This is a genomic window from Streptomyces sp. Mut1, from assembly GCF_030719295.1.
GTDB classification, from domain to species: domain Bacteria; phylum Actinomycetota; class Actinomycetes; order Streptomycetales; family Streptomycetaceae; genus Streptomyces; species Streptomyces castrisilvae.
Genome location: NZ_CP120997.1, coordinates 314,085 through 339,241 on the forward strand (window position 1 = coordinate 314,085; position 25,157 = coordinate 339,241).

23 protein-coding genes and 1 pseudogene are annotated in these 25,157 nt (G+C 73.2%); 6 read left to right on the forward strand and 18 right to left on the reverse strand.

Features of this window, described 5'->3' with window-relative positions:
* Positions 1-17 precede the first annotated feature (17 nt).
* From ctaD to P8A18_RS01240, 4 genes are all read right to left on the reverse strand, one after another.
* A complete protein-coding gene (gene ctaD, locus P8A18_RS01225; RefSeq protein WP_306050899.1) occupies positions 18-1,748 on the reverse strand; it encodes an aa3-type cytochrome oxidase subunit I in 1,731 nt (576 codons plus the stop codon).
* A gap of 174 nt (positions 1,749-1,922) precedes the next feature.
* Positions 1,923-4,142, reverse strand: a complete 2,220-nt coding sequence (locus tag P8A18_RS01230; protein ID WP_306050901.1) for an NADP-dependent isocitrate dehydrogenase — start codon at positions 4,140-4,142, stop codon at positions 1,923-1,925.
* 101 nt (positions 4,143-4,243) lie between these two features.
* Entirely contained in the window at positions 4,244-5,275 is a 1,032-nt protein-coding gene (locus P8A18_RS01235) for a glutathione S-transferase family protein (RefSeq protein WP_306050903.1), read from the reverse strand.
* A gap of 28 nt (positions 5,276-5,303) precedes the next feature.
* Positions 5,304-6,809, reverse strand: a complete 1,506-nt coding sequence (locus P8A18_RS01240; RefSeq protein ID WP_306050904.1) for an MFS transporter — start codon at positions 6,807-6,809, stop codon at positions 5,304-5,306.
* A gap of 98 nt (positions 6,810-6,907) precedes the next feature.
* Between P8A18_RS01240 and P8A18_RS01245 the strand changes: the two genes are divergently transcribed.
* The gene (locus tag P8A18_RS01245; RefSeq protein WP_306050906.1) at positions 6,908-7,303 is read left to right on the forward strand and encodes a TOBE domain-containing protein; all 396 of its coding nucleotides are present in this window, start codon (positions 6,908-6,910) and stop codon (positions 7,301-7,303) included.
* A 16-nt stretch (positions 7,304-7,319) separates the two neighbouring features.
* Here P8A18_RS01245 and P8A18_RS01250 read toward each other — a convergent pair whose 3' ends face one another.
* Positions 7,320-7,865 (reverse strand): DUF1697 domain-containing protein, encoded by a 546-nt coding sequence (locus P8A18_RS01250; RefSeq protein ID WP_306050908.1) that lies wholly within the window; start codon positions 7,863-7,865, stop codon positions 7,320-7,322.
* Positions 7,866-8,015: 150 nt separating this feature from the next.
* Here P8A18_RS01250 and dhaK point away from each other — a divergent pair, with 150 nt between their 5' ends.
* Genes dhaK through P8A18_RS01270 form a run of 4 tightly spaced genes read left to right on the forward strand, consistent with a single transcriptional unit; the run spans position 8,016 to position 10,599 of the window.
* On the forward strand, positions 8,016-9,008 hold the full coding sequence (gene dhaK / locus P8A18_RS01255; RefSeq protein ID WP_306060615.1) for a dihydroxyacetone kinase subunit DhaK: 993 nt from the start codon (positions 8,016-8,018) through the stop codon (positions 9,006-9,008).
* Positions 9,009-9,038: 30 nt separating this feature from the next.
* A complete protein-coding gene (gene dhaL, locus P8A18_RS01260; protein ID WP_306050910.1) occupies positions 9,039-9,653 on the forward strand; it encodes a dihydroxyacetone kinase subunit DhaL in 615 nt (204 codons plus the stop codon).
* Positions 9,650-10,060, forward strand: a complete 411-nt coding sequence (locus P8A18_RS01265) for a PTS-dependent dihydroxyacetone kinase phosphotransferase subunit DhaM (RefSeq protein WP_018551048.1) — start codon at positions 9,650-9,652, stop codon at positions 10,058-10,060. The genes dhaL and P8A18_RS01265 overlap by 4 nt, the downstream gene beginning before the upstream one ends.
* A 47-nt stretch (positions 10,061-10,107) precedes the next feature.
* Positions 10,108-10,599 carry an NUDIX hydrolase gene (locus P8A18_RS01270; RefSeq protein ID WP_306050912.1) on the forward strand — a complete coding sequence of 164 codons (492 nt, stop codon included), beginning with the start codon at positions 10,108-10,110 and terminating at the stop codon, positions 10,597-10,599.
* Positions 10,600-10,675: 76 nt separating this feature from the next.
* Here P8A18_RS01270 and P8A18_RS01275 read toward each other — a convergent pair whose 3' ends face one another.
* From P8A18_RS01275 to P8A18_RS01310, 8 genes are all read right to left on the reverse strand, one after another.
* The gene (locus P8A18_RS01275) at positions 10,676-11,716 is read right to left on the reverse strand and encodes an NAD(P)-dependent alcohol dehydrogenase (RefSeq protein ID WP_306050915.1); all 1,041 of its coding nucleotides are present in this window, start codon (positions 11,714-11,716) and stop codon (positions 10,676-10,678) included.
* A gap of 106 nt (positions 11,717-11,822) precedes the next feature.
* Positions 11,823-12,599 carry an SDR family NAD(P)-dependent oxidoreductase gene (locus tag P8A18_RS01280; RefSeq protein WP_306050917.1) on the reverse strand — a complete coding sequence of 259 codons (777 nt, stop codon included), beginning with the start codon at positions 12,597-12,599 and terminating at the stop codon, positions 11,823-11,825.
* Positions 12,596-13,264 (reverse strand): TetR family transcriptional regulator, encoded by a 669-nt coding sequence (locus P8A18_RS01285; protein WP_306050919.1) that lies wholly within the window; start codon positions 13,262-13,264, stop codon positions 12,596-12,598. Before P8A18_RS01285 ends, P8A18_RS01280 begins: the two co-directional genes overlap by 4 nt.
* A 98-nt stretch (positions 13,265-13,362) precedes the next feature.
* A complete protein-coding gene (locus tag P8A18_RS01290; RefSeq protein ID WP_306050921.1) occupies positions 13,363-14,577 on the reverse strand; it encodes a PP2C family protein-serine/threonine phosphatase in 1,215 nt (404 codons plus the stop codon).
* A 171-nt stretch (positions 14,578-14,748) separates the two neighbouring features.
* Positions 14,749-15,501, reverse strand: coding sequence for a GNAT family N-acetyltransferase (locus P8A18_RS01295; protein WP_306050923.1), 753 nt, complete (start codon positions 15,499-15,501; stop codon positions 14,749-14,751).
* On the reverse strand, positions 15,498-16,415 hold the full coding sequence (locus P8A18_RS01300; protein ID WP_306050925.1) for an NADP-dependent oxidoreductase: 918 nt from the start codon (positions 16,413-16,415) through the stop codon (positions 15,498-15,500). The genes P8A18_RS01295 and P8A18_RS01300 overlap by 4 nt, the downstream gene beginning before the upstream one ends.
* Before the next feature lie 246 nt (positions 16,416-16,661).
* Complete coding sequence (locus P8A18_RS01305; protein ID WP_306050926.1) at positions 16,662-17,567, reverse strand: NAD(P)-dependent oxidoreductase; 906 nt, start codon at positions 17,565-17,567, stop codon at positions 16,662-16,664.
* Positions 17,564-18,247, reverse strand: a complete 684-nt coding sequence (locus P8A18_RS01310) for an adenosylcobinamide amidohydrolase (RefSeq protein WP_371933751.1) — start codon at positions 18,245-18,247, stop codon at positions 17,564-17,566. Before P8A18_RS01310 ends, P8A18_RS01305 begins: the two co-directional genes overlap by 4 nt.
* 367 nt (positions 18,248-18,614) lie before the next feature.
* Between P8A18_RS01310 and P8A18_RS01315 the strand changes: the two genes are divergently transcribed.
* Positions 18,615-19,646: a PRC and DUF2382 domain-containing protein gene (locus tag P8A18_RS01315; RefSeq protein ID WP_306050927.1), complete on the forward strand. Its 1,032-nt coding sequence runs from the start codon at positions 18,615-18,617 to the stop codon at positions 19,644-19,646.
* Between the two features lie 93 nt (positions 19,647-19,739).
* On the opposite strand, the pseudogene P8A18_RS01320 reads toward P8A18_RS01315, so the two are convergent.
* From P8A18_RS01320 to P8A18_RS01340, 5 genes and pseudogenes are all read right to left on the reverse strand, one after another.
* Positions 19,740-20,069 (reverse strand): annotated as a pseudogene (locus tag P8A18_RS01320) (ATP-binding cassette domain-containing protein); the annotation flags it as partial.
* Positions 20,070-20,156: 87 nt separating this feature from the next.
* The gene (locus P8A18_RS01325) at positions 20,157-21,380 is read right to left on the reverse strand and encodes a beta-ketoacyl-[acyl-carrier-protein] synthase family protein (RefSeq protein ID WP_306050929.1); all 1,224 of its coding nucleotides are present in this window, start codon (positions 21,378-21,380) and stop codon (positions 20,157-20,159) included.
* The gene (locus tag P8A18_RS01330; protein ID WP_306050931.1) at positions 21,377-21,637 is read right to left on the reverse strand and encodes an acyl carrier protein; all 261 of its coding nucleotides are present in this window, start codon (positions 21,635-21,637) and stop codon (positions 21,377-21,379) included. The genes P8A18_RS01325 and P8A18_RS01330 overlap by 4 nt, the downstream gene beginning before the upstream one ends.
* Positions 21,638-21,880: 243 nt before the next feature.
* Positions 21,881-23,782 (reverse strand): acyl-CoA dehydrogenase family protein, encoded by a 1,902-nt coding sequence (locus tag P8A18_RS01335; RefSeq protein ID WP_306050933.1) that lies wholly within the window; start codon positions 23,780-23,782, stop codon positions 21,881-21,883.
* A 50-nt stretch (positions 23,783-23,832) separates the two neighbouring features.
* Positions 23,833-25,077 carry a beta-ketoacyl-[acyl-carrier-protein] synthase family protein gene (locus P8A18_RS01340; protein WP_306050935.1) on the reverse strand — a complete coding sequence of 415 codons (1,245 nt, stop codon included), beginning with the start codon at positions 25,075-25,077 and terminating at the stop codon, positions 23,833-23,835.
* Between the last annotated feature and the right edge of the window lie 80 nt (positions 25,078-25,157).

A 25,157-nucleotide genomic window follows, 5' to 3' on the forward strand; every position in this document is an offset into this window, starting at 1 on the left:
GCGGCCGTCCCTGGCGCTCACGCCTGCTTGTCCCCCGGTGCCACCGTGACGGAGCGGTTTGGGTGGGTGGTGGCCTCCTCCAGCTCACGCACGGCCGGGTGGTGCAGGTCGAAGGCCGGGGACTCGGAGCGGATACGGGGCAGGGTGACGAAGTTGTGGCGCGGCGGCGGGCAGGAGGTCGCCCACTCCAGCGAGCGGCCGTAGCCCCAGGGGTCGTCCGCCTCGATCTTCTTGCCGTACTTGGCGGTCTTCCAGACGTTGTAGAGGAAGGGCAGCATCGACAGACCGAGCAGGAACGAGGAGATCGTCGAGATCGTGTTCAGCGCGGTGAAGCCGTCCGCGGCGAGGTAGTCCGCGTAACGCCGCGGCATGCCCTCGACGCCCAGCCAGTGCTGTACCAGGAACGTGCCGTGGAACCCTGCGAACAGCGTCCAGAAGGTGATCTTCCCGAGCCGCTCGTCCAGCATCTTGCCGGTGAACTTCGGCCACCAGAAGTGGAACCCGGCGAACATCGCGAACACCACGGTGCCGAAGACGACGTAGTGGAAGTGCGCGACCACGAAGTACGAGTCCGAGACCTGGAAGTCCATCGGCGGCGACGCGAGGAGCACTCCGGTCAGTCCGCCGAAGAGGAACGTCACGAGGAAGCCGATGGACCAGAGCATCGGTGTCTCGAAGGACAACGAGCCCTTCCACATCGTGCCGATCCAGTTGAAGAACTTCACCCCGGTGGGCACCGCGATGAGGAACGACATGAACGAGAAGAACGGCAGCAGCACCGCACCGGTGACGAACATGTGGTGCGCCCACACGGTGATCGAGAGGCCGGCGATGGAGATCGTCGCGGCCACCAGGCCGATGTAGCCGAAGATCGGCTTGCGGCTGAAGACGGGGATGATCTCGGAGACGATGCCGAAGAACGGCAGGGCGATGATGTACACCTCGGGATGGCCGAAGAACCAGAAGAGGTGCTGCCAGAGCAGCGCACCACCGTTGGCGGCGTCGAAGACGTGCGCGCCGAACTTGCGGTCCGCCTCCAGCGCCAGGAGTGCCGCGGCGAGCACCGGGAAGGCCAGCAGGACCAGCAGGGCGGTCAGCAGGACGTTCCAGACGAAGATCGGCATGCGGAACATCGTCATGCCGGGGGCGCGCATGCAGATGATCGTGGTGATGAAGTTGACCGAGCCGAGGATCGTGCCGAAGCCGGAGAGGGCCAGACCCATGATCCACAGGTCACCGCCGATCCCGGGCGAGCGGACCACGTCGGTCAGCGGCGAGTAGGCGAACCAGCCGAAGTCGGCGGCGCCGTTCGGGGTGAGGAAGCCGGCCACCGCGATGAGCGAGCCGAAGAGGTAGAGCCAGTAGGCCAGCATGTTCAGCCGTGGGAACGCCACGTCGGGCGCGCCGATCTGGAGCGGCATGATCCAGTTCGCGAATCCGGCGAACAGCGGCGTCGCGAACATCAGCAGCATGATCGTGCCGTGCATCGTGAACGCCTGGTTGAACTGCTCGTTCGACATGATCTGCATGCCGGGACGGGCCAGCTCGGCGCGCATGAACAGCGCGAGCAGCCCGCCGCCGAGGAAGAACGCGAACGAAGTGACCAGGTAGAGCGAGCCGATCGTCTTGTGGTCGGTGGTGGTCGCCCACTTGATGACGACGTTGCCGGGCTCCCTGCTGTGCACCGGTAGCTCGTTGGCGTACGACTCCTCGTCCTCCGCCGTACCTGCTGTGCCCGTCGTCGTCAAGGCCCGCTCCTTCGATCCGGTCAGCCGCGCATTACCGGTGCAGCAAACCAGCGAAGGGGCCCCCGGACGCGGCCCGGCACCCGCCGTGGCGCGACTTTCACCCGTCAGGGTGGTCGCGGCGGAGACGGCGGTGCCCCGGCGCGGCGGAGGCCGGCCGGGGCATCGCGCGTCAGATCAGGCGAGGCTCGCGATCGCCTGGTTGAACGTCGCGGAGGGACGCATGACGGCCGCGGCCTTGGCCGGGTCGGGCTGGTAGTAGCCGCCGATGTCGGCCGGCTTGCCCTGGACCGCGATCAGCTCGTCGATGATCGTCTGCTCCTGCTCGGCCAGCGTCTTGGCGAGCGGGGCGAACGCGGCGGCGAGGTCGGCGTCGGCGGTCTGCCGCGCCAGCTCCTGCGCCCAGTACAGGGACAGGTAGAAGTGGCTGCCGCGGTTGTCGATGCCGCCGAGGCGACGGCTGGGCGACTTGTCCTCGTTGAGGAACGTGGCCGTGGCGCGGTCCAGCGTGTCGGCGAGGACCTGGGCGCGGGCGTTGCCCGTGGTCTGCGCGAGGTGCTCAAAGCTGACGGCGAGGGCGAGGAACTCGCCCAGGCTGTCCCAGCGCAGGTAGTCCTCCTTGACGAGCTGCTGCACGTGCTTGGGCGCGGAGCCGCCGGCGCCGGTCTCGAAGAGGCCGCCGCCGTTCATCAGGGGGACGACGGAGAGCATCTTCGCGCTGGTGCCGAGCTCCAGGATCGGGAAGAGGTCCGTCAGGTAGTCACGGAGCACGTTGCCGGTGACGGAGATGGTGTCCTCGCCGCGGCGGATGCGCTCCAGGGAGAAGGCGGTGGCCTCCTCGGGGGTCTTGATCTCGATCCGCAGGCCCTCGGTGTCGTGCTCGGCGAGGTAGGTGCGGACCTTCTCGATGAGCTGTGCGTCGTGCGCGCGGCCCTCGTCCAGCCAGAAGACGGCCGGGTCGCCGGTCGCGCGGGCGCGGGTCACGGCGAGCTTGACCCAGTCCTGGATCGGCAGGTCCTTGGTCTGGCACATCCGGAAGATGTCACCGGCGCCGACGGCCTGCTCCAGCACCGCGTTGCCGGCGGCGTCGACGACGCGGACCGTGCCGGTGGCGGGGATCTCGAAGGTCTTGTCGTGGCTGCCGTACTCCTCGGCCTTCTGCGCCATGAGACCGACGTTGGGCACCGAGCCCATCGTGGACGGGTCGAAGGCGCCGTTGGCGCGGCAGTCGTCGATGACGACCTGGTAGACACCGGCGTAGCTGCTGTCCGGGAGGACGGCGATGGTGTCGGCCTCCTGGCCGTCCGGGCCCCACATGTGGCCGGAGGTGCGGATCATGGCCGGCATGGAGGCGTCCACGATGACGTCGCTGGGGACGTGCAGGTTGGTGATGCCCTTGTCGGAGTCGACCATCGCGAGGGCGGGGCCCTCGGCGAGCTCGGCCTCGAAGGACGCCTTGATCTTCGCGCCCTCGGGCAGCGCCTCCAGGCCCTTGAGGATGCCGCCGAGGCCGTCGTTCGGGGTCAGGCCCGCGGCGGCGAGCGCGTCACCGTGCTCGGCGAAGGTCTTCGGGAAGAAGGCACGCACGACGTGACCGAAGATGATCGGGTCGGAGACCTTCATCATCGTGGCCTTGAGGTGCACGGAGAAGAGCACGCCCTCGGCCTTGGCGCGGGCGATCTGCGCGGTGATGAACTCGCGCAGCGCGGCGACCCGCATGACGGAGGCGTCGACGACCTCGCCCGCCAGGACCGGTACGGACTCGCGCAGGACGGTGGTGGTGCCGTCGTCACCGGCGAGCTCGATGCGCAGGCTGCCCGGCTCGGCGACGACCGCGGACTTCTCGGTGGCCCGGAAGTCGTCGACGCCCATGGTGGCGACGTTCGTCTTGGAGTCGGCGGTCCAGGCGCCCATGCGGTGCGGGTGGGTCTTGGCGTAGTTCTTGACCGACGCGGGGGCGCGGCGGTCGGAGTTGCCCTCGCGCAGGACGGGGTTGACGGCGCTGCCCTTGACCTTGTCGTAACGGGCGCGGACGTCCTTGTCCTCGTCGGTCTTCGGGTCGTCGGGGTAGTCCGGGAGGGCGTAGCCCTGGCCCTGGAGCTCGGCGATCGCGGCCTTCAGCTGCGGGATCGAGGCCGAGATGTTGGGCAGCTTGATGATGTTGGCCCCGGGGGTGGTGGCCAGCGCGCCGAGCTCGGCGAGGGCGTCGTCGACGCGCTGGTTCTCCGGGAGGCGGTCGGGGAAGCCGGCGATGATCCGGCCCGCCAGGGAGATGTCACGGCTCTCCACGGTGACCCCGGCCTTGGAGGCGTAGGCCTCGATCACGGGCAGGAACGAATACGTCGCCAGGGCCGGGGCCTCGTCGGTGTGTGTATAGATGATGGTCGAGTCAGTCACCCTGTGCTCCGCTCCACGTCTGCAACATTGCTTGACATCAAGATATCTCGTGAGTGGGGCCGACTCGACAGGGCCCCGCCCCGCACCGGCCGGAACACGCCCTACGGCCGGTGCGGGGCGGGAACCGCCTCTCCGTCCGGCACCGGGCCCGGCGGGGTTCCGTCGCCGAAGGGACGGCCGCCGAGCTGTTCGCGGTGGTGCGGGGTCAGCCAGCCGGACAGGTCGGGTCCCACGGGGACGATCCCGGTGGGGTTGATGCCGGTGTGCACCCGGTAGTAGTGCTGCTTGATGTGGTGGAAGTCGACCGTGTCCCCGAACCCGGGGGTCTGGTAGAGGTCCCTGGCGTACGCCCACAGCACCGGGTCCTCGGCCAGTTTCCGGCGGTTGCACTTGAAGTGGCCGTGGTAGACGGCGTCGAAGCGCACCAGGGTGGTGAAGAACCGGATGTCGGCCTCGGTGATCGTGTCCCCGACGAGGTAGCGGTGGTCTGCGAGCCGCTGCGACATCTGCTCCAGCCTGCGGAAGACCGCCTCGTACGCGGCCTCGTAGGTGCTCTGGCCGTCCGCGAATCCGGCGCGGTACACGCCGTTGTTGACGTCCTGGTAGATGCCTTCCATGACCTCGTCGATCTCCGCGCGCAGCGGCTCGGGGTAGAGGTCGGGCGCGCCGGGCCGGTGCAGGGCGGTCCACTCGGTCGCGAGGTCCAGGGTGATCTGCTGGTAGTCGTTGGTGACGAGCATCCCGCTGGGTACGTCGACGATCGCGGGCACGCTGACGCCGCCCGGGTAGTCGCGCTCCCTGGCGTCGTAGGCCTCGCTCAGGTAGCGGATGCCGAGCACCGGGTCCCGGCCGCCGGCGTCCAGTGTGAAGCGCCAGCTGCGGTCGTCCTGCAACGGGTCGGTCACGCCGAGCGAGAGGGCGCTCTCCAGGCCGAGCAGCCTGCGGGAGACCAGGGCGCGGCTCGCCCAGGGGCAGGCGCGGCTGACGACGAGCCGGTAGCGGCCCGCCTCGACGGGCCAGCCGTCGCGGCCGTCGGCGGTGATGCGGTCGGCGAAGTGGCTGCGGGAGCGCTTGAACGGTTTATGCCCGTACGCGCTGTTGCCGTCGGATCCGGTGCCGGCGGTGTCGTTCATCGCGTTCTCCTTACGAGGCGTGCGAGGCTTACGAGGCGGCTGCGGGAGGTACGGAGCGCCGCCCCCGGTTCCTACCCCGCCGGGCGCCGCCCACGTCGGCCAGCGCGACGAGCAGTCCGGCGACGACGAAGGCGACCGAGACGACGAGCCCGTGGTCGTAGGCGCTGGACCAGCCGTCGGAACCGACCCGGGCGAAGAAGACCGAGCCGACGGCGGCGATGCCGATCGCGGAGCCGACGCGCTGGCCGGTCTGAAGGGTGCCGCCAGCGCTGCCCGCGGTGGCCACCGGAACCTCGGAGAGGGTGAGGGTCTGGTTGGGTGCGATGACCAGGCCGCTGCCGAGTCCGGCGAACAGCAGGGGTGCGGCCATCGCCCAGCCGGCGCCCCGGCCGGGCACCAGGTGGACGGCGAGGGCGGTCGCCCCGAGGCCCACGGCCACGGCGGCCAGTCCGACGGCGACGAGGGGGCGGCCGAACCGTCCGACGAGCCGGCCGCCGGGGCTCGCCGCGACGGCGGAGCCCAGGGCGAACGGGGTGATGGCCAGACCCGCCTGGAGGGCGGTGTAGTGCAGACCGCTCTGGAGATAGAGGGTCGTGATGAAGAAGATCGAGGTGAATCCCGCGAAGTACAGCAGGATCAGCAGGCAGCCCAGCCAGTAGGAGCGCACCCGGAAGAGTCTGAGGTCGATCACCGGCTGGGTGCCGCGGCGGCCGCACCGGCCCTCCCAGGCCACGAAGGCGGCGAGCAGTGCCACGGCCAGGATGAGCAGCAGCCATTTGCCGTCGCCGGGCCACTGCCGGGACTGGACGAACGGCAGCAGCAGTGTCAGCACCCCCGTGCCCAGCAGCAGGACCCCCAGCGGGTCGAGGTCCCGCAGCCTGACCGGCCCGGCCGACGGGGTGTCGGGCAGCAGGCGGCGGGCCAGCAGGAGGCAGATCAGGCCGAGCGGCAGGTTGACGTAGAACACCCACCGCCAGCCCTCTTCGGCTCCGGCCGCCTGGATGAGCAGGCCGCCGAGGAGCGGGCCGACGGCGGTGGAGATGCCGACCACCGTGCCGAACATGCCGAAGGCCCGGCCGCGTTCCCGTCCCTGGAACATCTGCTGGATGAGGGCGGAGATCTGCGGCGAGACCATGCCGCCGGCCAGTCCCTGGACCAGTCGGGCGATCACCAGCCAGAGGCTGGACTGGGCGGCGCCGCAGGCCGCGGACGAGAGCGTGAAGAGCGTCAGCCCGGCCATGAACACCGCGCGCCGGCCGCGCGCGTCGCCGAGCCGCCCGGCCGGGATCAGGAACAGGCCGAAGGCCAGGGCGTATCCGGACAGGACCCATTGCAGGTCGGACTCCGGGGTGTGCAGGCCTTCCCTGATGGACGGCAGCGCGACGTTGACGATCGAGACGTCCAGGAGGGTCATGAAGCCGGCGACCAGGCAGACGGCGAGCGCCCGCCACCGCCGGGGGTCGGGTGTGCCGTGGCCGGAAGCGGAGTCCGTACCCCGTCCCGCGGAACCCCGGTCCGCCGCGCTCTCTGCCATGGTTCGCACCCTAGGACGCGCACCGCGATTCCTCATCCCGGCAGGTCCACCCGGCCGTGCCGGGATGGCCCGCGCCCGGGCCGGTTAGGGTACGGCGCATGCAGTCCTACACGATCGGGCAGGCGGCCCGCCTCCTCGGGGTCAGCCCCGACACCGCACGGCGCTGGGCCGACGCAGGCCGCGTCGCGACGCACCGGGACGAGGGCGGCAGGCGCCTCATCGACGGCCGCGACCTGGCGGCGTTCTCCGTCGAGGTCGCCCAGGGCGGCGCGGGCGATTCGGACGTCTCGTACACCTCCGCCCGCAACGCGTTCCCGGGGATCGTCACCGCCGTCAAGCTCGGTGACGTGGCCGCGCAGGTCGAGATCCAGGCCGGCCCGCACCGGCTGGTGTCCCTGCTGACCCGGGAGGCCGTCGAGGAACTGGGTCTGGAGGTCGGTGTGCAGGCCACCGCCCGGGTGAAGTCGACCAGCGTGCACATCGACCGCGCCTGACCCGCGGGCCGGACCCTCAGGCCGCGCCCTGCTCGGCCGCGGCGAGGATCTTCACCACGGTGTGGAAGAAGCGGGTCGTCGCGTCCCGTCCGAGGACCTTCTCCTGGAAGCCCTTCGCGGCCGGTGCCTTGCCGTTGAGGAGGTACCAGACGACGAAGGCGTCGTACTCCGTGCTGCCGATGATCTCCATGTCCTTCTTCGGGGAGAGCAGCGGCAGCGCCAGGTCCGGATCGATCCGCTCGGTCGTGAACACCACGCAGCAGCGCATGTCGTCGGTGACGGTGATGTCCTTGAACGGGTCGAGCGCGATGAGCGCCTTCAGTTCCGGGACCGTACGCAGGCATACCGCGACGGAGTAGCCGAGAGTGGTGGCGAGGTGGCCGCCGATCCGGGCGGTGAGCGCGGAGCGGTCGGTCTCGTCGGTCTCGAAGAAGACGTTGCCGCTCTGGATGTAGCTGCGCACCGACGCGAGGCCCATCTCCGTGAACAGGCCGCGCAGGCGCTCCATCTTCACGGAACGGCCCGGGACGTTCAGTCCTCGCAGGAACGCGATGTACAGCAAGTCCGATCACCTGTTCGCACGAAGAGAGGCGGGGAAGGGGGCGCGGCAGACGCCCGACAGCGTAGCCCGGTGGCTCTTCGCACAGGGCCGATGACGGCCTACGGTGGTGTCGACGCCGTCCGGGTCCGACAGCCCTCCTGGGAGATTCCGTTGCGCATGCTGATCAATGTGCCCGAAACCGTGGTCGCCGACGCGCTGCGTGGCATCGCGGCAGCCCACCCCGAACTGACCGTGGATGTCGAGAACCGCGTCGTCGTCCGCCGTGACGCCCCCGTCGCGGGCAAGGTGGCCCTGGTCTCCGGCGGCGGGTCCGGGCACGAACCGCTGCACGCCGGGTTCGTCGGCCCGGGGATGCTGTCGGCCGCGTGCCCCGGTGAGGTGTTCACCTCTCCGGTGCCGGACCAGATGGTGCGGGCCGCGGCGGCCGTCGACAGCGGCGAGGGTGTGCTGTTCGTCGTCAAGAACTACACGGGTGACGTCCTCAACTTCGAGATGGCCGCCGAACTCGCCGACGAGGAGGGGGTGCGGGTCGCCCAGGTGCTCGTGGACGACGACATCGCGGTGAGCGACAGCCTCTACACCGCCGGACGGCGGGGCACGGGGGCGACGCTGTTCGTGGAGAAGATCGCCGGCGCGGCGGCCGACGAGGGCGCCCCGCTGGACCGGGTGGCCGCGCTCGCCCGCCGGGTGAACGAGTCCTCGCGCAGCTTCGGTGTCGCTCTCAGCTCCGTCACCACCCCCGCGAAGGGCTCCCCCACCTTCGACCTGCCCGCCGGTGAACTCGAACTGGGCGTGGGCATCCACGGGGAACCCGGCCGGGAGCGGCGGGCGATGATGACCTCGGGGGAGATCGCCGACTACGCGGTCAACGCCGTGCTGGACGATCTGCGGCCCGGGGGTCCGGTGCTCGTCCTGGTCAACGGCATGGGGTCGACGCCCCTGCTGGAGCTGTACGGCTTCAACGCGGAGGTGCAGCGGGTGCTGGCCGAGCGGGGTGTGGTGGCGGCCCGTACCCTCGTGGGCAACTACGTGACCTCGCTCGACATGGCGGGCTGCTCGGTGACGCTGTGCCAGGCGGACGAGGAGCTGGTACGGCTGTGGGACGCGCCGGTCCAGACGCCCGCCCTGCGCTGGGGCCGCTGACCCGCTCGTTCCACGGACCAAGGAGATGATGTGCTCGACGCCGCTTTCTTCCACCGCTGGATGACCACGGTCACCGCCCTCGTCGACCGCGAGGCGGAACGGCTGACCGAGCTGGACTCCGCGATCGGGGACGCCGATCACGGCAGCAACCTCCGGCGCGGTTTCACCGCGGTCTCGGCGGCCCTGGAGAAGGAGCCGCAGCAGACCCCGGGAGCCGTACTGGCCCTGGCCGGACGGCAGTTGATCTCAACCGTCGGCGGGGCATCGGGACCGCTGTACGGGACACTGCTGCGGCGTACGGGCAAGGCGCTCGGCGACGCCCCCGCCGTGACGGCCGACGAGCTGGCCCAGGCCCTCGGCACAGGAGTGGCGGCCGTGGCGCAGCTGGGCGGGGCGCGGGCCGGTGACAAGACGATGCTCGACGCGCTGCTGCCGGCCGTCGACGCGCTCGGGACCTCGTTCGCCGCGGGGCGGGAGGCGGCGCTGGCGGGCGCGGAGGCGACTGTTCCGCTCCAGGCGCGCAAGGGCCGGGCGAGCTATCTGGGCGAGCGGAGCATCGGGCACCAGGACCCGGGGGCCGCGTCCGCGGCGCTCCTGATGGCCGCGCTGGCGGACACCGAGGACACGGCCGGGGGCGCGGCATGAGTACGGACGCACAGGTGGGCATCGTCCTGGTCTCGCACAGCGGGCCGGTGGCCGAGGCGGTGGCGGAGCTGGCCAGGGGGCTCGCGGCGGGCGGTGCGACCGCCCCGGTGGCCGCGGCCGGCGGCACGCGGGCGGGCGGCCTCGGGACGAGCGCGGAGCTGATCGCCGACGCGGCCCGGTCGGTGGACGCGGGCGCGGGGATAGCCGTGCTCGTCGACCTCGGGAGCGCGGTGCTGACGGTGAAGGCGATGCTCGCCGAGGGGGACGAACTCCCGGACGGGGCACGGCTGGTGGACGCCCCGTTCGTCGAGGGCGCGGTGGCGGCCCTGGTCACGGCCTCGGCCGGCGGAGACCTGGACGCCGTGGCCGCGGCCGCGTCGGAGGCGTACGACTACCGCAAGGCGTAGGGGGTGTCACCGGGGCGTGAGGGCCGTCGCCGCGCACACTTGACGGTATGACGGCCACGAAGAACCCCCGCCGCAGCGCGGGCCTGCTGCTGTTCCGTACCGGTGCCGGGCATGGGCTCGAAGTTCTCATCGGGCACATGGGCGGCCCGTTCTGGGCGGGCCGCGAGCAGGCCGCCTGGTCGGTGCCCAAGGGCGAGTACCTCCCCGGTGAGGAGCCCCGGGCGGCGGCCCGCCGGGAGTTCGAGGAGGAGTTCGGCCGCCCGGTGCCGGACGGTGAGTGGCTGGCGCTGGGCGAGGCCCGGCAGCCCAGCGGCAAGACGGTGACGGTGTGGGCGCTCCGGGCCGGGATCGATCCCGCGTCCGCCGTACCGGGCACGTTCACGATGGAGTGGCCGCGCGGCTCCGGGGTGCTGCGGGAGTTCCCGGAGATGGACCGGTTCGCCTGGTGCGCCCCGACGGTCGCGGCCGAGCGGCTGGTGAAGGGGCAGCGGGTCTTCGTGGAGCGGCTGCGCGCGCGTCTGGCGGGTGACGGGGACTGAACCGGGCGCACGAGCGCGGAGGCGGGCCGTCGCCCGGAGCGACGGCCCGCCTCCTTGCGCGGGTCCTCGGGCGGGGTCAGCCCTGCGGGAGGATGACGGCCCGGCCGTTGATCTTGCCGGCGTGCAGCCGCTCGTAGGCCAGCGGCGCCTCGTCCAGGGTGTACGTCTCGACGTGCACGTCGACCGCGCCGGCGTGGGCGAGGTCGAGGACCTCGGCCAGTTCGGAGCGCGATCCCCAGTACGGGGCGCTGACCGTCGTGTTGAACGGCAGTACGCCGAAGCCGACCGGCAGGGCTCCGCCTCCGATGCCGACGATCGTGACGTCGGAGTCGATGGCGGCCGCCGCTCCGGCCGTGGCGACGGTCGGTGTGGCGCCGACGAAGTCCAGGACGACCTGGGCGCCGACGCCGCCCGTCAGCTCCCGGATGCGTTCCGCGGCGTGCTCGTCCGACAGCACCGCCTCGTGCGCCCCGACGGTGCGGGCGAGGTCGAGCTTCTCCTCGGTGACGTCGAGGGCGATGACCCGGGCCGCGGTCAGGGCGCGCAGCAGCTGGATGGCCACGTGACCGAGCCCTCCGGTGCCGATGACGACGGCGGTGGCCCCGGGTACCAGCTTCGGCAGGGAGCGCTTGATGGCGTGGTACGGGGTGAGGCCGGCGTCGGTGAGCGGCACCGTCCGCACCGGGTCGAGGTCGCCGATGGGGACGAGGTGGCGCGGGTCGTCGACGATCATGTACTCGGCCATGGCGCCCGGCGAGCCGAGTCCGGGCGGGTTGATGCCCAGCTCCTGGGCGCGCAGGCAGTAGTTCTCCTTGCCCTCGGCGCACTTGACGCAGGTGCCGCAGCCCCAGGGGCCGTAGACGGCGACGGACTGGCCGGTCGTGAGGCCGCTGACGCCGGCACCGAGTGCGGCGACCGTGCCGACGCCCTCGTGGCCGAGGGTGAGCGGCAGCGGGTAGGGGAACTGGTCGGCGGGCCAGCTCATCACGGCGATGTCGGAGTGGCAGACGCCTGCCGCGGTGACCTTCAGCAGCACCTGCCCGGGGCCCGGTTCCGGGTCGGGCACGGTGACGACCTCGGGTGCGGCACCGATCTCGCGGTACTGGACGGCTTTCATGGGTCCTCCTTGACCTCTGTCGATCTCTGGCTGTCTCCGGCCCCCGAGCCCCCGTTTCCCCCGGTCTCCCCCGTTGTCGTCCCTCGTCCTCGCCCCCGTCCGCCGCTCAGGAGGCGGAGTAGCCACCGTCCACCAGGTGGTAGCTGCCGTGGATGAACGAGGCGCGGTCGGAGAGCAGGAAGGCGGCGAGCTCCGCCACTTCCTCCGCCGTGCCGAGACGCCCGGCCGGGTGCAGCGAGATCAGGTGGTCGCGGGCCGGTCCCTCGGTGTCGCGCAGCAGCGGGGTGTCGATGAAGCCGGGGCCCACCGCGTTGATCCGGACGTTCTGCGCGGCGTATTCGAGGGCGGCGGTCTTGGTGAGGCCGACGACGCCGTGCTTGGCGGCGACGTAGGCCGGCGAGCCGGCGAAGCCGTTGGTACCGAGGATCGAGGACATGTTGACGATCGCGCCGCCGCCCGCGGCGATGATGGCGGGCAGTTCGTAGCGCATCGAGTAGAAGACGCCGCTGAGGTTGGTGGCGACGACCCGGTCCCAGTCCTCGACGGCGTACTCGCCGGTCGGGCTGCTCGGCCCGCCGATGCCGGCGTTGTTCACCGCGAGGTGCAGTGCGCCGAAGGTGTCGACGGCGAACCGCACGCCCGCCTCCACGGACGCGGGGTCGGTGACGTCCATGGCCACGGCGGCGGCCCGGCCGCCGGCGCTCTCCAGTTCGGCGACCGCCGCGCGGGCGCTCTCCTCGTTGTAGTCGGCCACGACGACCGGGGCGCCCGCGCCGGAGAGCCGGCGGGCGAGGGCCAGGCCGATGCCGGAGGCTCCTCCGGTGACGAGCGCGGTGCGGCCCGCGAATTCCTGGGCGTTGGGGGTGGCGGTGGTGGTGCTCATGAGGTGCCGTTTCCTTCCGTGGTGCTGGTGGTGCTCTGTGACGCGGGCCGGGCGGACAGCTCCGCGGCCAGGGCGTCGAAGGCCCGCTCGACGAGCCGGGGCAGCTCGTCGGGGCGGTTCCCGCGCACCCAGGCGGCCTGGGCGGCGAGGAGTGCGCCGGCTCCGGCGGCGACCGTGACGGCCGGCCGCAGGTCGCTGCGGGGGTCGGCCCCGATCCGGTCGGCGACGATGGTGACCGAGTCCTCCTGGGCGTCCACCCGGATGTGGTGGAACGCGGCGTAGAGGGTCGGCTCCCGCTCGGCGAGGACCATCAGTTCGAAGATCCTCGGGCGGCGGTGCCAGGCCGGCGCTGCCGGGTCCGCCAGCCAGTCCAGTACGGCCCGGCGGTAGGCGGTGAGCGGGGGCTCTTCGGCCGGGCGGGCCCGCAGGGCGTCGTTGATCCGGTCGCCGTCGCCCCGGACGGAGTCCAGGACGGCGTCCTCCTTGCTCGCGAAGTACCGGCTGAAGGTGCGGCGGTCGACGTCCGCGCGTTCCGCGATCTCCTCGACCGTCACGTCCCTGAGACCGCGGTCGAGTACGAGCTCGAATGCCGCCCCGGCCAGGGCCTCCCGGGTCCGGCGCGCCTTGCGGCTCCGCCTTTCCGGAAGCTTCTGTTCCGCTTGCATGTTTTTCACCGTACACCCGAAAATGTCCCGACGCGACATAAGTCTCGCCGGGACATGAAGTGCCCTGGTCCGCTTGGAGCGGGGCCCGTTCTCCCGCTCTACATCCCGCTGAACACCGAGGCCGCGCGCATCGCCTCCTGGCCCGCGGGCTCGGCCGGGCGGGGGGCCGCGGAGGGAGCCCTGCGCAGCGCCAGGACGGCGATGTCGTCGCGTCGCACCCCGCCGGAGAAGTCCTCCAGGTCCTGTTCGAGGGCGTCGAGCAGTTCCCGGGGCTCCAGGCGGGCCCAGCGGCCGAGCCGGGTGTCCAGCGGGTAGAAGTCGCCGTCGGCGTCACGGGCCTCGGTCACTCCGTCGGTGAACAGCAGGAGCGTCGCGCCGGGAGGGAAGTCCAGCCGCTCCGCGCTGCGGCCCTCGTTGCTGAGCTCCGCCATGCCCAGCGGCACCGAGGTCCGGCGCAGCGGGACCGCGACGGCCACCCCGTCGTGCACCAGTCGGGGCGGCAGGTGGCCGCAGTTCACGGCCTGGACCCGGCCGTCGCCGTCGAAGCCGAGGACCAGGGCGGTCACGAAGCGCTCCGTCTCGCCGGTCTGGGCCGAGAAGGCGTTGTGCCGTGCGACGGCGTCCTCCAGGGCATCGACGACGCCGGTCAGGGAGGGCTCGCGGATGGCCGCCTCGCGGAACGCGCCGAGGACGGCGAAGCCCGCACCGATGGCGGGAACGCCCTTGCCCTGGACGTCACCGATGATCACGCGGGTGCCGTAGGCCGACTGGACGACCTCGTAGATGTCCCCGCCGACCAGGCGGTCCTCCTCGATCGGCGTATAGGTGCCGTGAGCGGTGAGCTGGTCGGTGGGGATGGGCAGGGGGCGCAGGATCTGGCGCTGGAGCGCGACGGCGGCCGACCGGAGCCGGGCGATCTCGATGGCGTGCCGGATGCGCAGGGCGCAGGCACCGATCCCGAGAAGGCAGGCCACGACGGTGAAGATGATGCTGCTGGCGATGTCCCAGAAGGTCCCGCCGCTCATCAGCCGCGAGCCGACGGCCACCACCACGACCCAGGAGGCGGCGCCCACGGTCTGCGCCATCGTCCCGAAGACGGAGACGAGGGCCGGCACGACCACCAGCAGCGGCACCAGGCGCAGGTCCTCGCCGGAGAGGAAGTCGAGGCCGGCGATCACTGCGGTCAGCAGGACCAGTCCGCCGAACAGCGCCCCGTTCCCGACGCGCTGGGCGCGTACGGCCGCCTCGCCCGCGTCGGTGCCGGGGAGCGACACCTGCCGGGTCGCGGACCGGCTCAGGAGTCCGATGGTCAAGGTCCTCTCCTTCCGGGGGTCTGCCGGCCGGGCGCCGGCCTTTCCTTCCATTCGACCCGGCGAACGGGGTGGAGCACACGAGGCTTACGGCCTCACGTCCCTGCCGAAGGTCCCGGAAAAGGGCGGCGGCGGTGCCTTCGGACCCCCATGCCGGAGGCCGAAGGCCCTGGATCAGCGGCCCGCCGCCGCGGTGCCGGCCCGGCGGCCGGGCTCCGGGACCACCGGATGGCCGGGGACGCGCGCGGCGAGGAACACGGTCCGGCGGCGGAGTGCGAAGCCGAGCGTTTCGTAGAGCCGGACGGCCCCGGCGTTGGAGGCGGCCGCGTGCAGGAACGGGGTGTCACCGCGCTGCTTGATCTCATGGGCGACGGCGCGCACGAGCCCGCCGCCGAGCCCCTGGCCGCGCACCGACTCGTCCGTGCAGACCGCGCTGATCTCGCCCCAGCCCGGTGGCCGCAGGCGTTCGCCGGCCATGGCGACCAGGGCTCCGCCCCGGCGGATGCCGAGGTAGGTGCCGAGTTCCACGGTACGGGGTTTGAAGGGGCCCGGCCTGGTGCGGGCGACCAGGTCGAGCATCTCCGGTACGTCGGCGGGACCGAGCCGTACGGCTTCCGGGTGCGGGGCGGCCGCCACGCCCGCGTCCACGAGCTGGACGCCCTCGGCGTGGAAGGAGACCTCCCAGTCGGCGGGCGGGGGCAGCCGGAAGGCGGTGAGGGTGACGGAACCGCCCGGTCCGGCGAGCGCGGCGACGTCGGCCCAGTCGGCGGGCCCCGGGTCCGGCGGGATCGCGACCCAGGGGGTGACGTCCGGCGGGTAGCGCAGGACGCGGCCCCGGCGCTCGGCGAAGTGGGCGTGCGGGCCCGTCAGCGCGGTGCCCACCGGGTCGTCCAGCGGGTGGCCGGCCGGGATCAGGGACTCGCTCACGCGGTCACCTCGATCACGGTCTTGCCGAGCGCGTGACCGTCCTCCACCGCGCGCAGCGCCTCGCCCGCCCGGTCGAGCGGGAAGGTCCGGGTGACATAGGTCCGCAGGACGCCTTCGGCGACCAGCCGTGCCACCTCGTCCAGGACCGCGGCGGTGCGGGCCCGCCGGACGGCCGCCCCGCCCAGCTCTTCCACGAGCGGCTTCCCGCCGGCGCTGATCAGTGCGGCGGGCGCGACGAGCGTGGCCGCATCGCGCAGCGTGTCGCCGCCGACGAGGTCGAAGACGGCATCGACGCCGTCGGGTGCGGCGGCCCGTACCCGGTCGGCGAGTCCCGGTCCGGAGGGGATGTGCACCGCGCCGAGCGACTCCACGAAGTCCTTCTTGGGCTCGCTCGCGGCGCCGATGACCCGGACACCGGCATGCCGGGCGAGCTGGACGGCGGCGCTGCCCACCCCGCCGCCCGCCCCGGTGACCAGCAGCGTGGCTCCCGGGCCGAGCCCGAGCTGTCGCACCCCGTCGTAGGCGGTGGCGGCGGCGACGGGCAGTACGGCCGCGTCGGCGAACGAGACACCGGCCGGCTTGTGGGCGGTCACCGCGACGGGCAGGAGTGTGTACTCGGCGTACCCGCCGGTCACCGGATTGCCGAACACCTCGTCGCCCGGCTCGAACCCCTCGACCCCCGGTCCGGTCGCGCGGACCACTCCGGCGGCCTCGCTGCCGAAGACGGTGGGGAACGGCGGCGGCTCGCTGCCGGGCCTGGTGTATCCGGTGCGCAGTTTCCAGTCGACCGGGTTGACGCCTGCCGTGCGGACCGCGACGAGCAGTTCCCCCGGGCCCGGGACCGGCGTCTCCAGGTCGACGAGGGCCTCCGCTTCCGGTCCGCCGTTGCGGGTGAACACGTACGCCTTCGGCATGAGCTCCTTCTTCCCCTGTTCCGTGCTCCGGCGCCCTGCTTCCGGACGCCACAGCTGCGGCAAGGACGCATGGCGCGCGGCTATTCCCCCGACCGTCGATTTCGACTCAACTACCGCCGGATATGAGCCGGTCGGCTCCTGCCGCGCTCCGGCCTGTGGCACTCTGGGTGGCGGCCGTCCCACCGGGCTCCCCCGTACCGGTGGGGCGGTCCTCGCCGTCGTACGACGGGGCGGCGCGCGGCCGGATCAGTCGCCGTCCCGCTCCGGGGCCCGGCCCGCGTAATAGGTGGCGACCATGTCCTCGTCGCCGTGTCCGTCCGCCTCCGCCCGCTCGAAGCGCGCGGCCGAAGCGGCGGTCAGGTCCAGCCGGACACCGGCCCGCCCGGCCGCTTCGAGAATGAGCCGGGTGTCCTTGAGGGCCGTGGACAGGGCGAAGCTGGGCGTCAGGTCCCCGTCCAGAACGGCGGCGGACTTGCTCTGCAGATAGCCCGTGTCGAGCGGCCCGCCCCTGACGACGTCCAGGAAAGCGCGCGGGTCGACGCCCAGGCCCTCGGCGAGGTTCAGGCACTCGGCGACGCCGCCCACCAGGTTGACCACCCAGGTGTTGACCACGAGCTTCAGCCGGGAGGCCGCCCCCGGTTCCTCCCCGACCCAGACCGTGCGCTGCCCGATCGCGTCCAGCACGGGTCCGGCCACCGCGCGGGCGGCCGAGGGGCCGGAGACGAGGACGGTCAGCGCGCCCGCCTCCGCGGGCTGCCGGGTCCCGGCGACCGGGGCGTCGAGGTGGACGAGCCCGAGGTCGGCGGCGCGCTGGGCCAGCTCGACGGCGCCGTCCGGCCCGACCGTCGAGGTCTGCAGCAGCACCTGGCCCCGGTGCAGCCCCTCGGACGCGGCGGCGAGCGCGGCGGCGACGGCCGTCGTGTCGCTGAGCGAGGTGAGCACGAGGTGGGCGCCGCGCACGGCCTCGGCCGCGGTCCGGGTGACGGTGGCGCCGTCGGCGGCGAGCGGTGCGGCCTTGGCCGGGGTGCGGTTCCAGGCCCGGACCTCCAGACCGGCGCGGAGCAGGCTGCGGGCCATGGCCGCGCCCATGATCCCGGTGCCGAGGACGGCGACGACCGGCTGCTGCGGGGCCGCGGGGACTGCTGAGGTCATGGGGTTCCCTTCATCGGCCGCGCCCCGGTCCGGTGCGCGGCGGCTTCGGCGTCCCAGGGTTGCCTGGCCGCGCCCTCCAGCACGGCAGCGTGCACGGCTCTGGCGAGTCGCGCGCCCCACACGGAGCGCGGCCCTGCGAACGGTTCGCCCGCGCCGGCCGCCGGGGCGGGGACGGCGATACAGACGGCGTCCGTGGGGGTGCCGGAGCAGTCGAGCCCGGCGTCCAGGAGCGCCTGCACCTTGGCCTCCGTGGCGGTGGCGACGGCGTTGACGAGGGCGGCGTCGGTCAGGGGCACGGGGAGCGTGACGACGATGTTCACGGTCCCGGGGGGCGGCGGTCCGCCGGTGCCGTCGGCGGGTGCGGCGGCCCAGCCGCGTACGCCGAGGCCGCAGGTGGCGGTCGCGCTCACGCCCTCGTCGGAGGCGACCGTGTGCGCGGTGACGTCGGCGGCGGTCATCAGTCCCGCGCCGGGGCCGGTGAGCTGTGCGGCGGCGGCGATCTCGGCCAGGTGGCGGTCGGGGTCCATGCGCGGGTATCCGCCGGGCACCTGGGCGTTGAGGATCCACTCGCGCGGGCCGATGCCGCCGCCCAGCACCGCGCTGCCGCAGACCCGCCAGCCAGGCCCCAGCCGCCACACGAGGTGGTGCAGGTCGAGGCCGTCCTCGCGCCGGGCCAGCAGTTCTCCGCGTTGCTCGGGGAGCCGGATGCGTACGGAACGGATGGGGCACCCCCGGGTGGCGCGGCAGGACGCGGGTCGGCATGGGACGCGCTGATCATATGTGCCGGGGCAGGGGCCTGCGGGAGCCGCCCCGCTCCCCCGTTCCGGCCGCTCCCCGACCGGCCCCGTTCACCCGATTGGCGTAACTGGCGCAGGAGGCCCGCAGCCGCGTGGTGCTGGGCCTGCGCCGGTCCTGAGCGGATACGGCAGGCCGCCCCCGGCGGCCGGGCGGTTGCAGCGTCCATCCGGGTGAGGCGCGATGGAATCCGGACGCGCCTTCTCTGCTGGACCCACCCACAGGACGCGCCCGGGCGAGGAGGAATCGGACATGGGAGCCGCTGACGGTTTCACGGATTCCGGAGAGCTCGACGGCCTGACGGTGTACGACACCGAGGGCGAAAAGATCGGCAACGTGGGCCGGGTGTATGTCGACGACAGCACCGGCCGCCCGGACTGGATCACGGTGAAGACCGGCCTGTTCGGAATGAAGGAGAGTTTCGTGCCTCTCGCCGGAGCCCGTCGAGTGGGCTCCGACCTGCACATATCCCACCCCAAGGACCAGGTCAAGGAAGCTCCCCGGGTGGACGCGGACGCGCATCTGTCCGTCTCCGAGGAGGAGGAGCTGTACCGGCACTACGGCCTGACCCGGAACACCAAGGACAACCTCGGCAACCGCTCCGGTGCCGACGCCCCGACCACCACGGGCACCGGCACGATGGGCGCGGCGGGCACGGGCGCGGCCGCGGGAGCCGGGGCCGGGGCCATGGGCGCGGCCGGCAGGTCCGGCAACGACCGGACGCGGACGGCCGGCACCACCCCGGAGGCCGCCGGTATGACCGGTACCGGAAAGCACCGGGACGCCGACGCCGCCGGCACGGGCCGTCCGCTGGTCGGAGCCGGTGCGGGCGCCGAACGGTCCGCCGCCGACCCGGGCGGCAAGGACGAACTGATCCGCTCCGAGGAACAGCTGCACATCGGCACCGAGGAGTACGAGAGCGGCAGGGCCCGCCTGCACAAGTACGTCGTCACCGAGAACGTCACGCGCACGGTGCCGGTCTCGCACGAGGAGGTGCGGGTGGTTCGTGAACCCCTGCAGCCCGGCGACAAGGGAGCCGGCCGTGGGGACCTCGCCGAGCAGGACGTGGAGGTCACGCTGCACGCCGAGCGCGCCACCATGCGCAAGGAGGCCGTCCCGGTCGAACGCGTGCGGATGGAAACCAAGAAGGTGACGGAGCAGAAGGAGGTCTCCGCCGAGCTGCGCAAGGAGCAGATCGACTACGCGGACGGCACCACCAAGGGCGGCAAGGACATGGGCGGAAAGGACACGGGCGGCGAATTCGGCCGGGGACGCCACCGCTGACCCCCGCCGCCGTACCGGCCCTACCGCACGAAGAGCGAGGGGCGGACCCGCAGCCGGGTCCGCCCTCTCGTACGTCTTCCGGGCCGGTCCCGCTCAGGGCCACCGCGGGCAAAAGCGCACCGAGGGCCGCCCCTGCGGACCCTCCGGTGTCACGACGGCCCGCACCCGGTAGACGTCCTCGATCAGCTCCTCGGTGATCACCTGGTCCGGGGTGCCGCCCGCGACCGCCAGTCCCCCGCTCATCACCACGATCCGGTCGCAGAACGTCGCGGCCATATTGAGGTCGTGCAGGGCGATGACGGCGGTCAGCGGCAGTGCGGCGACCAGCGACAGCGGCTCCAGCTGGTGCTGGATGTCCAGATGGCTGGTCGGTTCGTCCAGCAGGAGTTCGCGCGGCTGCTGGGCGAGCGCGCGGGCGAGCTCCGGCACGCTGCCACGAGCGTCCGCGCAGCTCAGCGGCGGTAACAGCCGGTGGCGGACGGCCCCGTCCGCCACCGGCCGGCCCGGCGGTCAGGGGCGCCTGAGCGCCACCACGGCGTTGTGACCGCCGAAGCCGAAGGAGTGGCTGATGGCGCGGCCGACGGGCCGCACCAGCGGCTGCTTGGTGACGCAGTCGATGTCGAACCCGGGCGCGGGGGCGTCCAGGTTCGCGACGGGCGGGATGACTCCGCGCTGGAGTGTGAGGATCGTCAGCCCGGCCTCGATCGCCCCGGCCGCGCCCATGCAGTGGCCCAGTACGCCCTTGGGTGCGGTGACGGGGGGCCGGTGCGGGTACACACGGCTGATGAGCGCGGCTTCGGCGGCGTCGTTGCGCTGGGTGGCGGTGCCGTGGGCGTTGATGTGCTCGACCTCCTCGGCCCGCCAGCCCGCGTCGCGCAGGGCGGCCTCGACGGCTGCCTGGGCGATCCGGCCGTCGGGGTGCGGGCTGGTGGGGTGGTGGGCGTCCGTGGTGGCGCCGGTACCGGCGAGCAGGGCGCGGGGTTCGGCGCCCCTGGCCTCGGCGTCGTCCGCCCGCTCCAGCACCATGACGGCCGCGCCCTCTCCCATGACGAGGCCGGCCCGGTCGGCGGCGAAGGGCCGGCTGAGCCGGGACAGGTCGCCGTCCGCGCGGGCGGCGGCCCCGGACCTGGCGAATCCGGTCATGGCGATCGGGAAGACCGTCGATTCGGTGGCTCCCGCGATGGCCACGTCGCACTGCCCGGTGGCGAGCAGGTCCCGGGCGACCGACAGCGCGGTGACGCCCGACGAACAGGCCGTGCAGGGGGCCATGCTGGGGCCGGTGGCCCGCATCTCGATGGCGATCTCGGCGGCCGGCATGTTGGGGATGGTCAGCAGGACGCCGGCCGGCGAGGTCGCCTCCGGCCCCCTCCTTTCCAGCACCAGCGCCTGGTCGGTGAGGTGGGCGGAACCGCCACTGCTGGTGCCGACGACGACGGCGACCCGGCTGCCGTCCCAGCCGGCCGGGTCGAGGCCCGCGTCGGCGACCGCCTCGCGGGCGGCGAGTACCGCGAACTTGACGTACCTGCCCATGCGGAAGGCCGTACGGCGGCCGACCGTCGCGTCCAGGTCGATGCCGTCGACCATGCAGGCGAAGTCGATCTCGCACCCTTCGAGCGCGGCGACGGTGCGGGCGGGACTGACGGCGGCGCACACGCCGTCCCAGGTGGACTCGGTGTCGTTGCCGACCGGGGTGATCATGCCCAGCCCCGTGACGGCGATGGCCGGTGTCTTCATCGGGCGTTGCTCACCGGGGCCCCGCCGTCGGCCGACGCGTGGAGGAACTCCGTGAGAGCGGCGAGGGTGGTCTGCCGGTGCAGGGTGGCGGAGTCCAGTTCGACCCCGGTGGTCTCCCTGAGGACGACGGCGAACTCGGCGACCGCGAGAGAGTCCATGTCCAGGCTGTCCATCGTGGATTCCGGGAGGATCTCGGCCACGGGCACCTTGAAGGTACGGCTGAGTACGTCGGTGATCCGGGGGTGAATCGTGCTCATGGTCTTCCTTTCCTCATTCCCATCCGGTGGGGGCGTCCGGGCGGCGGCGCGCGTCACCCGACGCCGGAGTAACTCGGCAGCGTCGTTCCGGTTACGCCTTGCGGCGAACCGATTCGCCACTGCCCGGTCGCGGCGGGACGCACCAGCGCGCGAACAGGGCGACGGTGCTCCAGTAGGCGAGGAGTACGGCGCCTGCCACGAGGGCCTGTCCGGCGTCCGCCGCGCGACGCGTCCGCGCGCCCGTCATCGGCTCTCCCCCGCTTCCTTCCGGGCGGCGGCGGTGTGCCAGTGGGCGTCCGGGTCGTCGTACGCGTCGGCGTAACGGGCCCCCGTGATCGGCCAGTCGGCGAGCACCTCGCCGGGAAACGCGAAGGAGTCGGCGAGTTCCGGCAGCCGGGGCGCCACCGCGCCGATCAGCCGCTCGACGCACTCGGTGAGGTCCTCGACCTGGCCGGCGCCCAGGTGGCCCGCCGCGAGCAGGTCCCCGCTGCCGCGCGCGACCTGGCCCAGGGCGAACAGCCGGGCGAGTTCGTCCAGCCGGTCGCGGTCCGGCCCGGCGGGCAGGGCGTCGACCGCGTCCGCGTACGCCTCGGCGGCCTGCCGGGCGGCGTGCGTCTCGACCCCGCGCAGTGCGGGTCCGGACGCCGCGTTCCACCGCTCCAGCGGGTCGCCGTGCGCCACCGGGGCCATGCGCGCCGCGGCCCGCGCGAAGTGGATCTCCTCCACCCGCTCCAGGAGCCGGGCCAGGAACCGCAGGTCGGTGAGGTCGCCGGCCGGCGGAGGGGCGGCCGGCTCGTGCGAGGGGCCGGCCGTGGCGGCGAAGACCATGGCGGCGGCGGCCCTGGCGTGGACGGCGAGGTTGTCGCCCTCGGCGGTGATGGCGCCCTCCACCCCGGTGACGAGCGCGGTCAGCCCGTTGTTCTCCAGCAGGCCCTGGGCGCCGCAGCGTTCCCGGCTCTCGACGATCACCTCGCGGGCCCGCCAGGTGATCCACCCCTTGGCGATGTCGACCAGCCGCTCGGCCGCCTCGCGCTCGGCCGCGAGGCCCGCCGCGGCGGCCTCCCAGCGGTCCAGGACCCTGCGGTGCAGCAGGCTCATGGCGAAGACGGTGGCCATGGCCTCGGCGAGCGGCCCGTGGTGGCTGCGGTGGGCGATCACCGGCACCCGCGGCGAGCGGCGGCCCGCGGAGACGTACCGGTGGCCGCCGTAGCGCACGGCGACGGCCAGCGTGGCGCGGGCGGAGCCGACGGCGCTGGCGCTCATGCAGATGCGGCCGGTGACGACCCGGGCGATCGAGGCGAGGAAGCGGCGTCGGCGGCCCTCGGTGGCGCTGCGGAACACCCCGTCGTCGTCGATCCGCCCCTGGGGGCCGGTGAGCAGGGCGTCGCGGCGTACGAAGACCTGGTCGAAGGAGGTCAGGCAGTGGTCGACGGGGCTGCCCATCCGTGCCGGGAGCCTGCGGACGCGTACGCCGGGCAGTGGGCGGGCGGCGTCCGTGAGCGGCACGAGCAGGAGGAAGACGCCGTGGTCGGTGCCGTCGGCGATCAGGCGGGCGGCGACGAGCCCGGACTTGGGGCCGCCGGCCGGTCCGGTGTTGGGCATGAACTTCTGGGCGCCGCAGTGCGGGGTGTGCACGACGAACCCGTCGCGTACGGGGTCGTAGGTGGCGGTCGTCTCGATGGCGGCGGCGTCGTTCCCGTGGTCGACCTCCGTGCACAGGAACGTCCCGGTGCGCCGCAGCAGCAGGTAGTCCGACAGGTCGCGGGGGCAGCCGGTGTCGTGGTCGATGAGGCTGCCGAGGAAGAGGTTGTAGTGGATGCCGGCGATGGTGGCGAGCGCCGGGTCGACCGGGGCGAGCCATTCGTGCAGCGCGGCCAGGGCCCGGGGGTCGCAGGCCGGGCGGGCCGCGCTGTCCAGGGCGTTGTTGAGGGTGCGCAGCCGGGCGTACGCGCGTGCGAGGCGTTCCTCCGGGGTGCCGCCCGTCCGCGGCCCGGTGGGCAGGCGGAACGGTTCGGTGGCGATGAGCCGGCGCCAGAAGCCGTGCTCGCGGTGGGCGTCGGCGCCGAGGAGCACGGAGGTGAGCGGGCGGGCGAGGGGGTCGGCACCGGTCCCCGGGGCGTCGGGGCTGTCGAGAGTGGTGGTCATACACGGGGAACGACCGGCGCACCGTCAGGACACCGTGATCGCGCAGTTGTTCACCTGCCGGCGTGCCGGATGTGTTCGAAGGCGAGCGCGACGTTGTGTCCGCCGAAGCCGAAGGAGTGGCTGACGGCCCGCTCCACCCGCTGGTGTCGCGGCTGCTTGGTCACGCAGTCGATGTCCCACTCGGTGGGCGGGGCCTCCAGGTTGGCGATGGGCGGGACGACGCCGTGTTCCAGGGTCAGCACGGTGGCGGCGGCCTCGATCGCGCCGCCGGCGGCGAGGGTGTGGCCGATGACGCCCTTGGGGGCGGTCACCGAGGGGCGGTGGGGGAAGAGGCGGGCGATCAGGCCGGCCTCCATCGCGTCGTTCAGCGGGGTCGAGGTGCCGTGGGCGTTGATGTGGTCGACCTCGTGCGCGGCCCATCCGGCGCCGTCCAGGGCCGCTTCGACGGCGCGCCGGGCGCCGTGGCCACCGGGGTCGGGGGCGGTGGGATGGTGGGCGTCCGTGGCGGCCCCGGCCCCGGCGAGGACGGCCCGCGCCCTGCCTCCCCGGGCCGCCGCGTGCCCGGACCGCTCCAGGACCAGCACGGCGGCGCCCTCGCCGAGGACGAAGCCGTCGCGGTCGGCGGCGAACGGCCGGGACGCGGCGGACGGGTCCGCGGTGCGCGTGGACAGCGCGCCCATCTGCGCGAAGGCCGTCACCACCAGGGGGGTCAGCACGGACTCGGCGCCGCCCGCGATCACGATGTCGCACCGGCCGGTGGCCAGGAGGTCGTGGGCGGTGGCGAGGGCGGTGGCGCCCGAGGCGCAGGCCGTGGCCGGGGCGAGGCTCGGGCCGCGGGCCCCCAGGTCGATGGCGATCTCGCCGGCGGCCGCGTTGGGCATCATCATCGGGGCGAGGAGCGGGGAGACGGCCTGCGGGCCGCCGCTGTCGAGCCTGCGGACGTTGTCCACGAGGGCGGTGACGCCGCCGACGCCGACGCCCAGCACGACGCCCACCCGGTCGCCGTCCCAGCCCGGCGGGCGCAGCCCGGCGTCGGCGACGGCGCGGCGCGCGGCGACCAGGGCCAGCTTCACGAACCGCGCCATCCGCCAGCCGGCCCGCCCGCCGACCGCTTCGTCCAGGTCGCTCCCGTCGGCCCGGCAGGCGAAGTCGGCCGGCAGACCGGCCAGTTCCGTACAGTGCCTGGCCACCGACCTGCCCGCGCACAGGCCGGCCCAGAAGGCGTCCTCGTCGGCGCCCACGGGCGTCACCAGGCCCAGGCCGGTCACCACGGTCGTGTCCTTCTCCCGCGCCATGCCGCGGACCTCCCCTGCCTCGTTCGGACCCACCGAAGGGCCAACGCGGCAGGCACCGCCGAGGGTGCGGGCAGCCGGCC

Excerpts from the sequence above, each read along its gene's own strand:
- P8A18_RS01235 (WP_306050903.1), bottom strand. The coding sequence starts at position 5,275 with ATGAACGACACCGCCGGCACCGGATCCGACGGCAACAGCGCGTACGGG.
- P8A18_RS01240 (WP_306050904.1), bottom strand. The coding sequence starts at position 6,809 with ATGGCAGAGAGCGCGGCGGACCGGGGTTCCGCGGGACGGGGTACGGAC.
- P8A18_RS01245 (WP_306050906.1), top strand. The coding sequence starts at position 6,908 with ATGCAGTCCTACACGATCGGGCAGGCGGCCCGCCTCCTCGGGGTCAGC.
- P8A18_RS01265 (WP_018551048.1), top strand. The coding sequence starts at position 9,650 with ATGAGTACGGACGCACAGGTGGGCATCGTCCTGGTCTCGCACAGCGGG.
- P8A18_RS01270 (WP_306050912.1), top strand. The coding sequence starts at position 10,108 with ATGACGGCCACGAAGAACCCCCGCCGCAGCGCGGGCCTGCTGCTGTTC.
- P8A18_RS01275 (WP_306050915.1), bottom strand. The coding sequence starts at position 11,716 with ATGAAAGCCGTCCAGTACCGCGAGATCGGTGCCGCACCCGAGGTCGTC.
- P8A18_RS01280 (WP_306050917.1), bottom strand. The coding sequence starts at position 12,599 with ATGAGCACCACCACCGCCACCCCCAACGCCCAGGAATTCGCGGGCCGC.
- P8A18_RS01285 (WP_306050919.1), bottom strand. The coding sequence starts at position 13,264 with ATGCAAGCGGAACAGAAGCTTCCGGAAAGGCGGAGCCGCAAGGCGCGC.
- P8A18_RS01300 (WP_306050925.1), bottom strand. The coding sequence starts at position 16,415 with ATGCCGAAGGCGTACGTGTTCACCCGCAACGGCGGACCGGAAGCGGAG.
- P8A18_RS01305 (WP_306050926.1), bottom strand. The coding sequence starts at position 17,567 with ATGACCTCAGCAGTCCCCGCGGCCCCGCAGCAGCCGGTCGTCGCCGTC.
- P8A18_RS01315 (WP_306050927.1), top strand. The coding sequence starts at position 18,615 with ATGGGAGCCGCTGACGGTTTCACGGATTCCGGAGAGCTCGACGGCCTG.
- P8A18_RS01325 (WP_306050929.1), bottom strand. The coding sequence starts at position 21,380 with ATGAAGACACCGGCCATCGCCGTCACGGGGCTGGGCATGATCACCCCG.
- P8A18_RS01330 (WP_306050931.1), bottom strand. The coding sequence starts at position 21,637 with ATGAGCACGATTCACCCCCGGATCACCGACGTACTCAGCCGTACCTTC.
- P8A18_RS01335 (WP_306050933.1), bottom strand. The coding sequence starts at position 23,782 with ATGACCACCACTCTCGACAGCCCCGACGCCCCGGGGACCGGTGCCGAC.
- P8A18_RS01340 (WP_306050935.1), bottom strand. The coding sequence starts at position 25,077 with ATGGCGCGGGAGAAGGACACGACCGTGGTGACCGGCCTGGGCCTGGTG.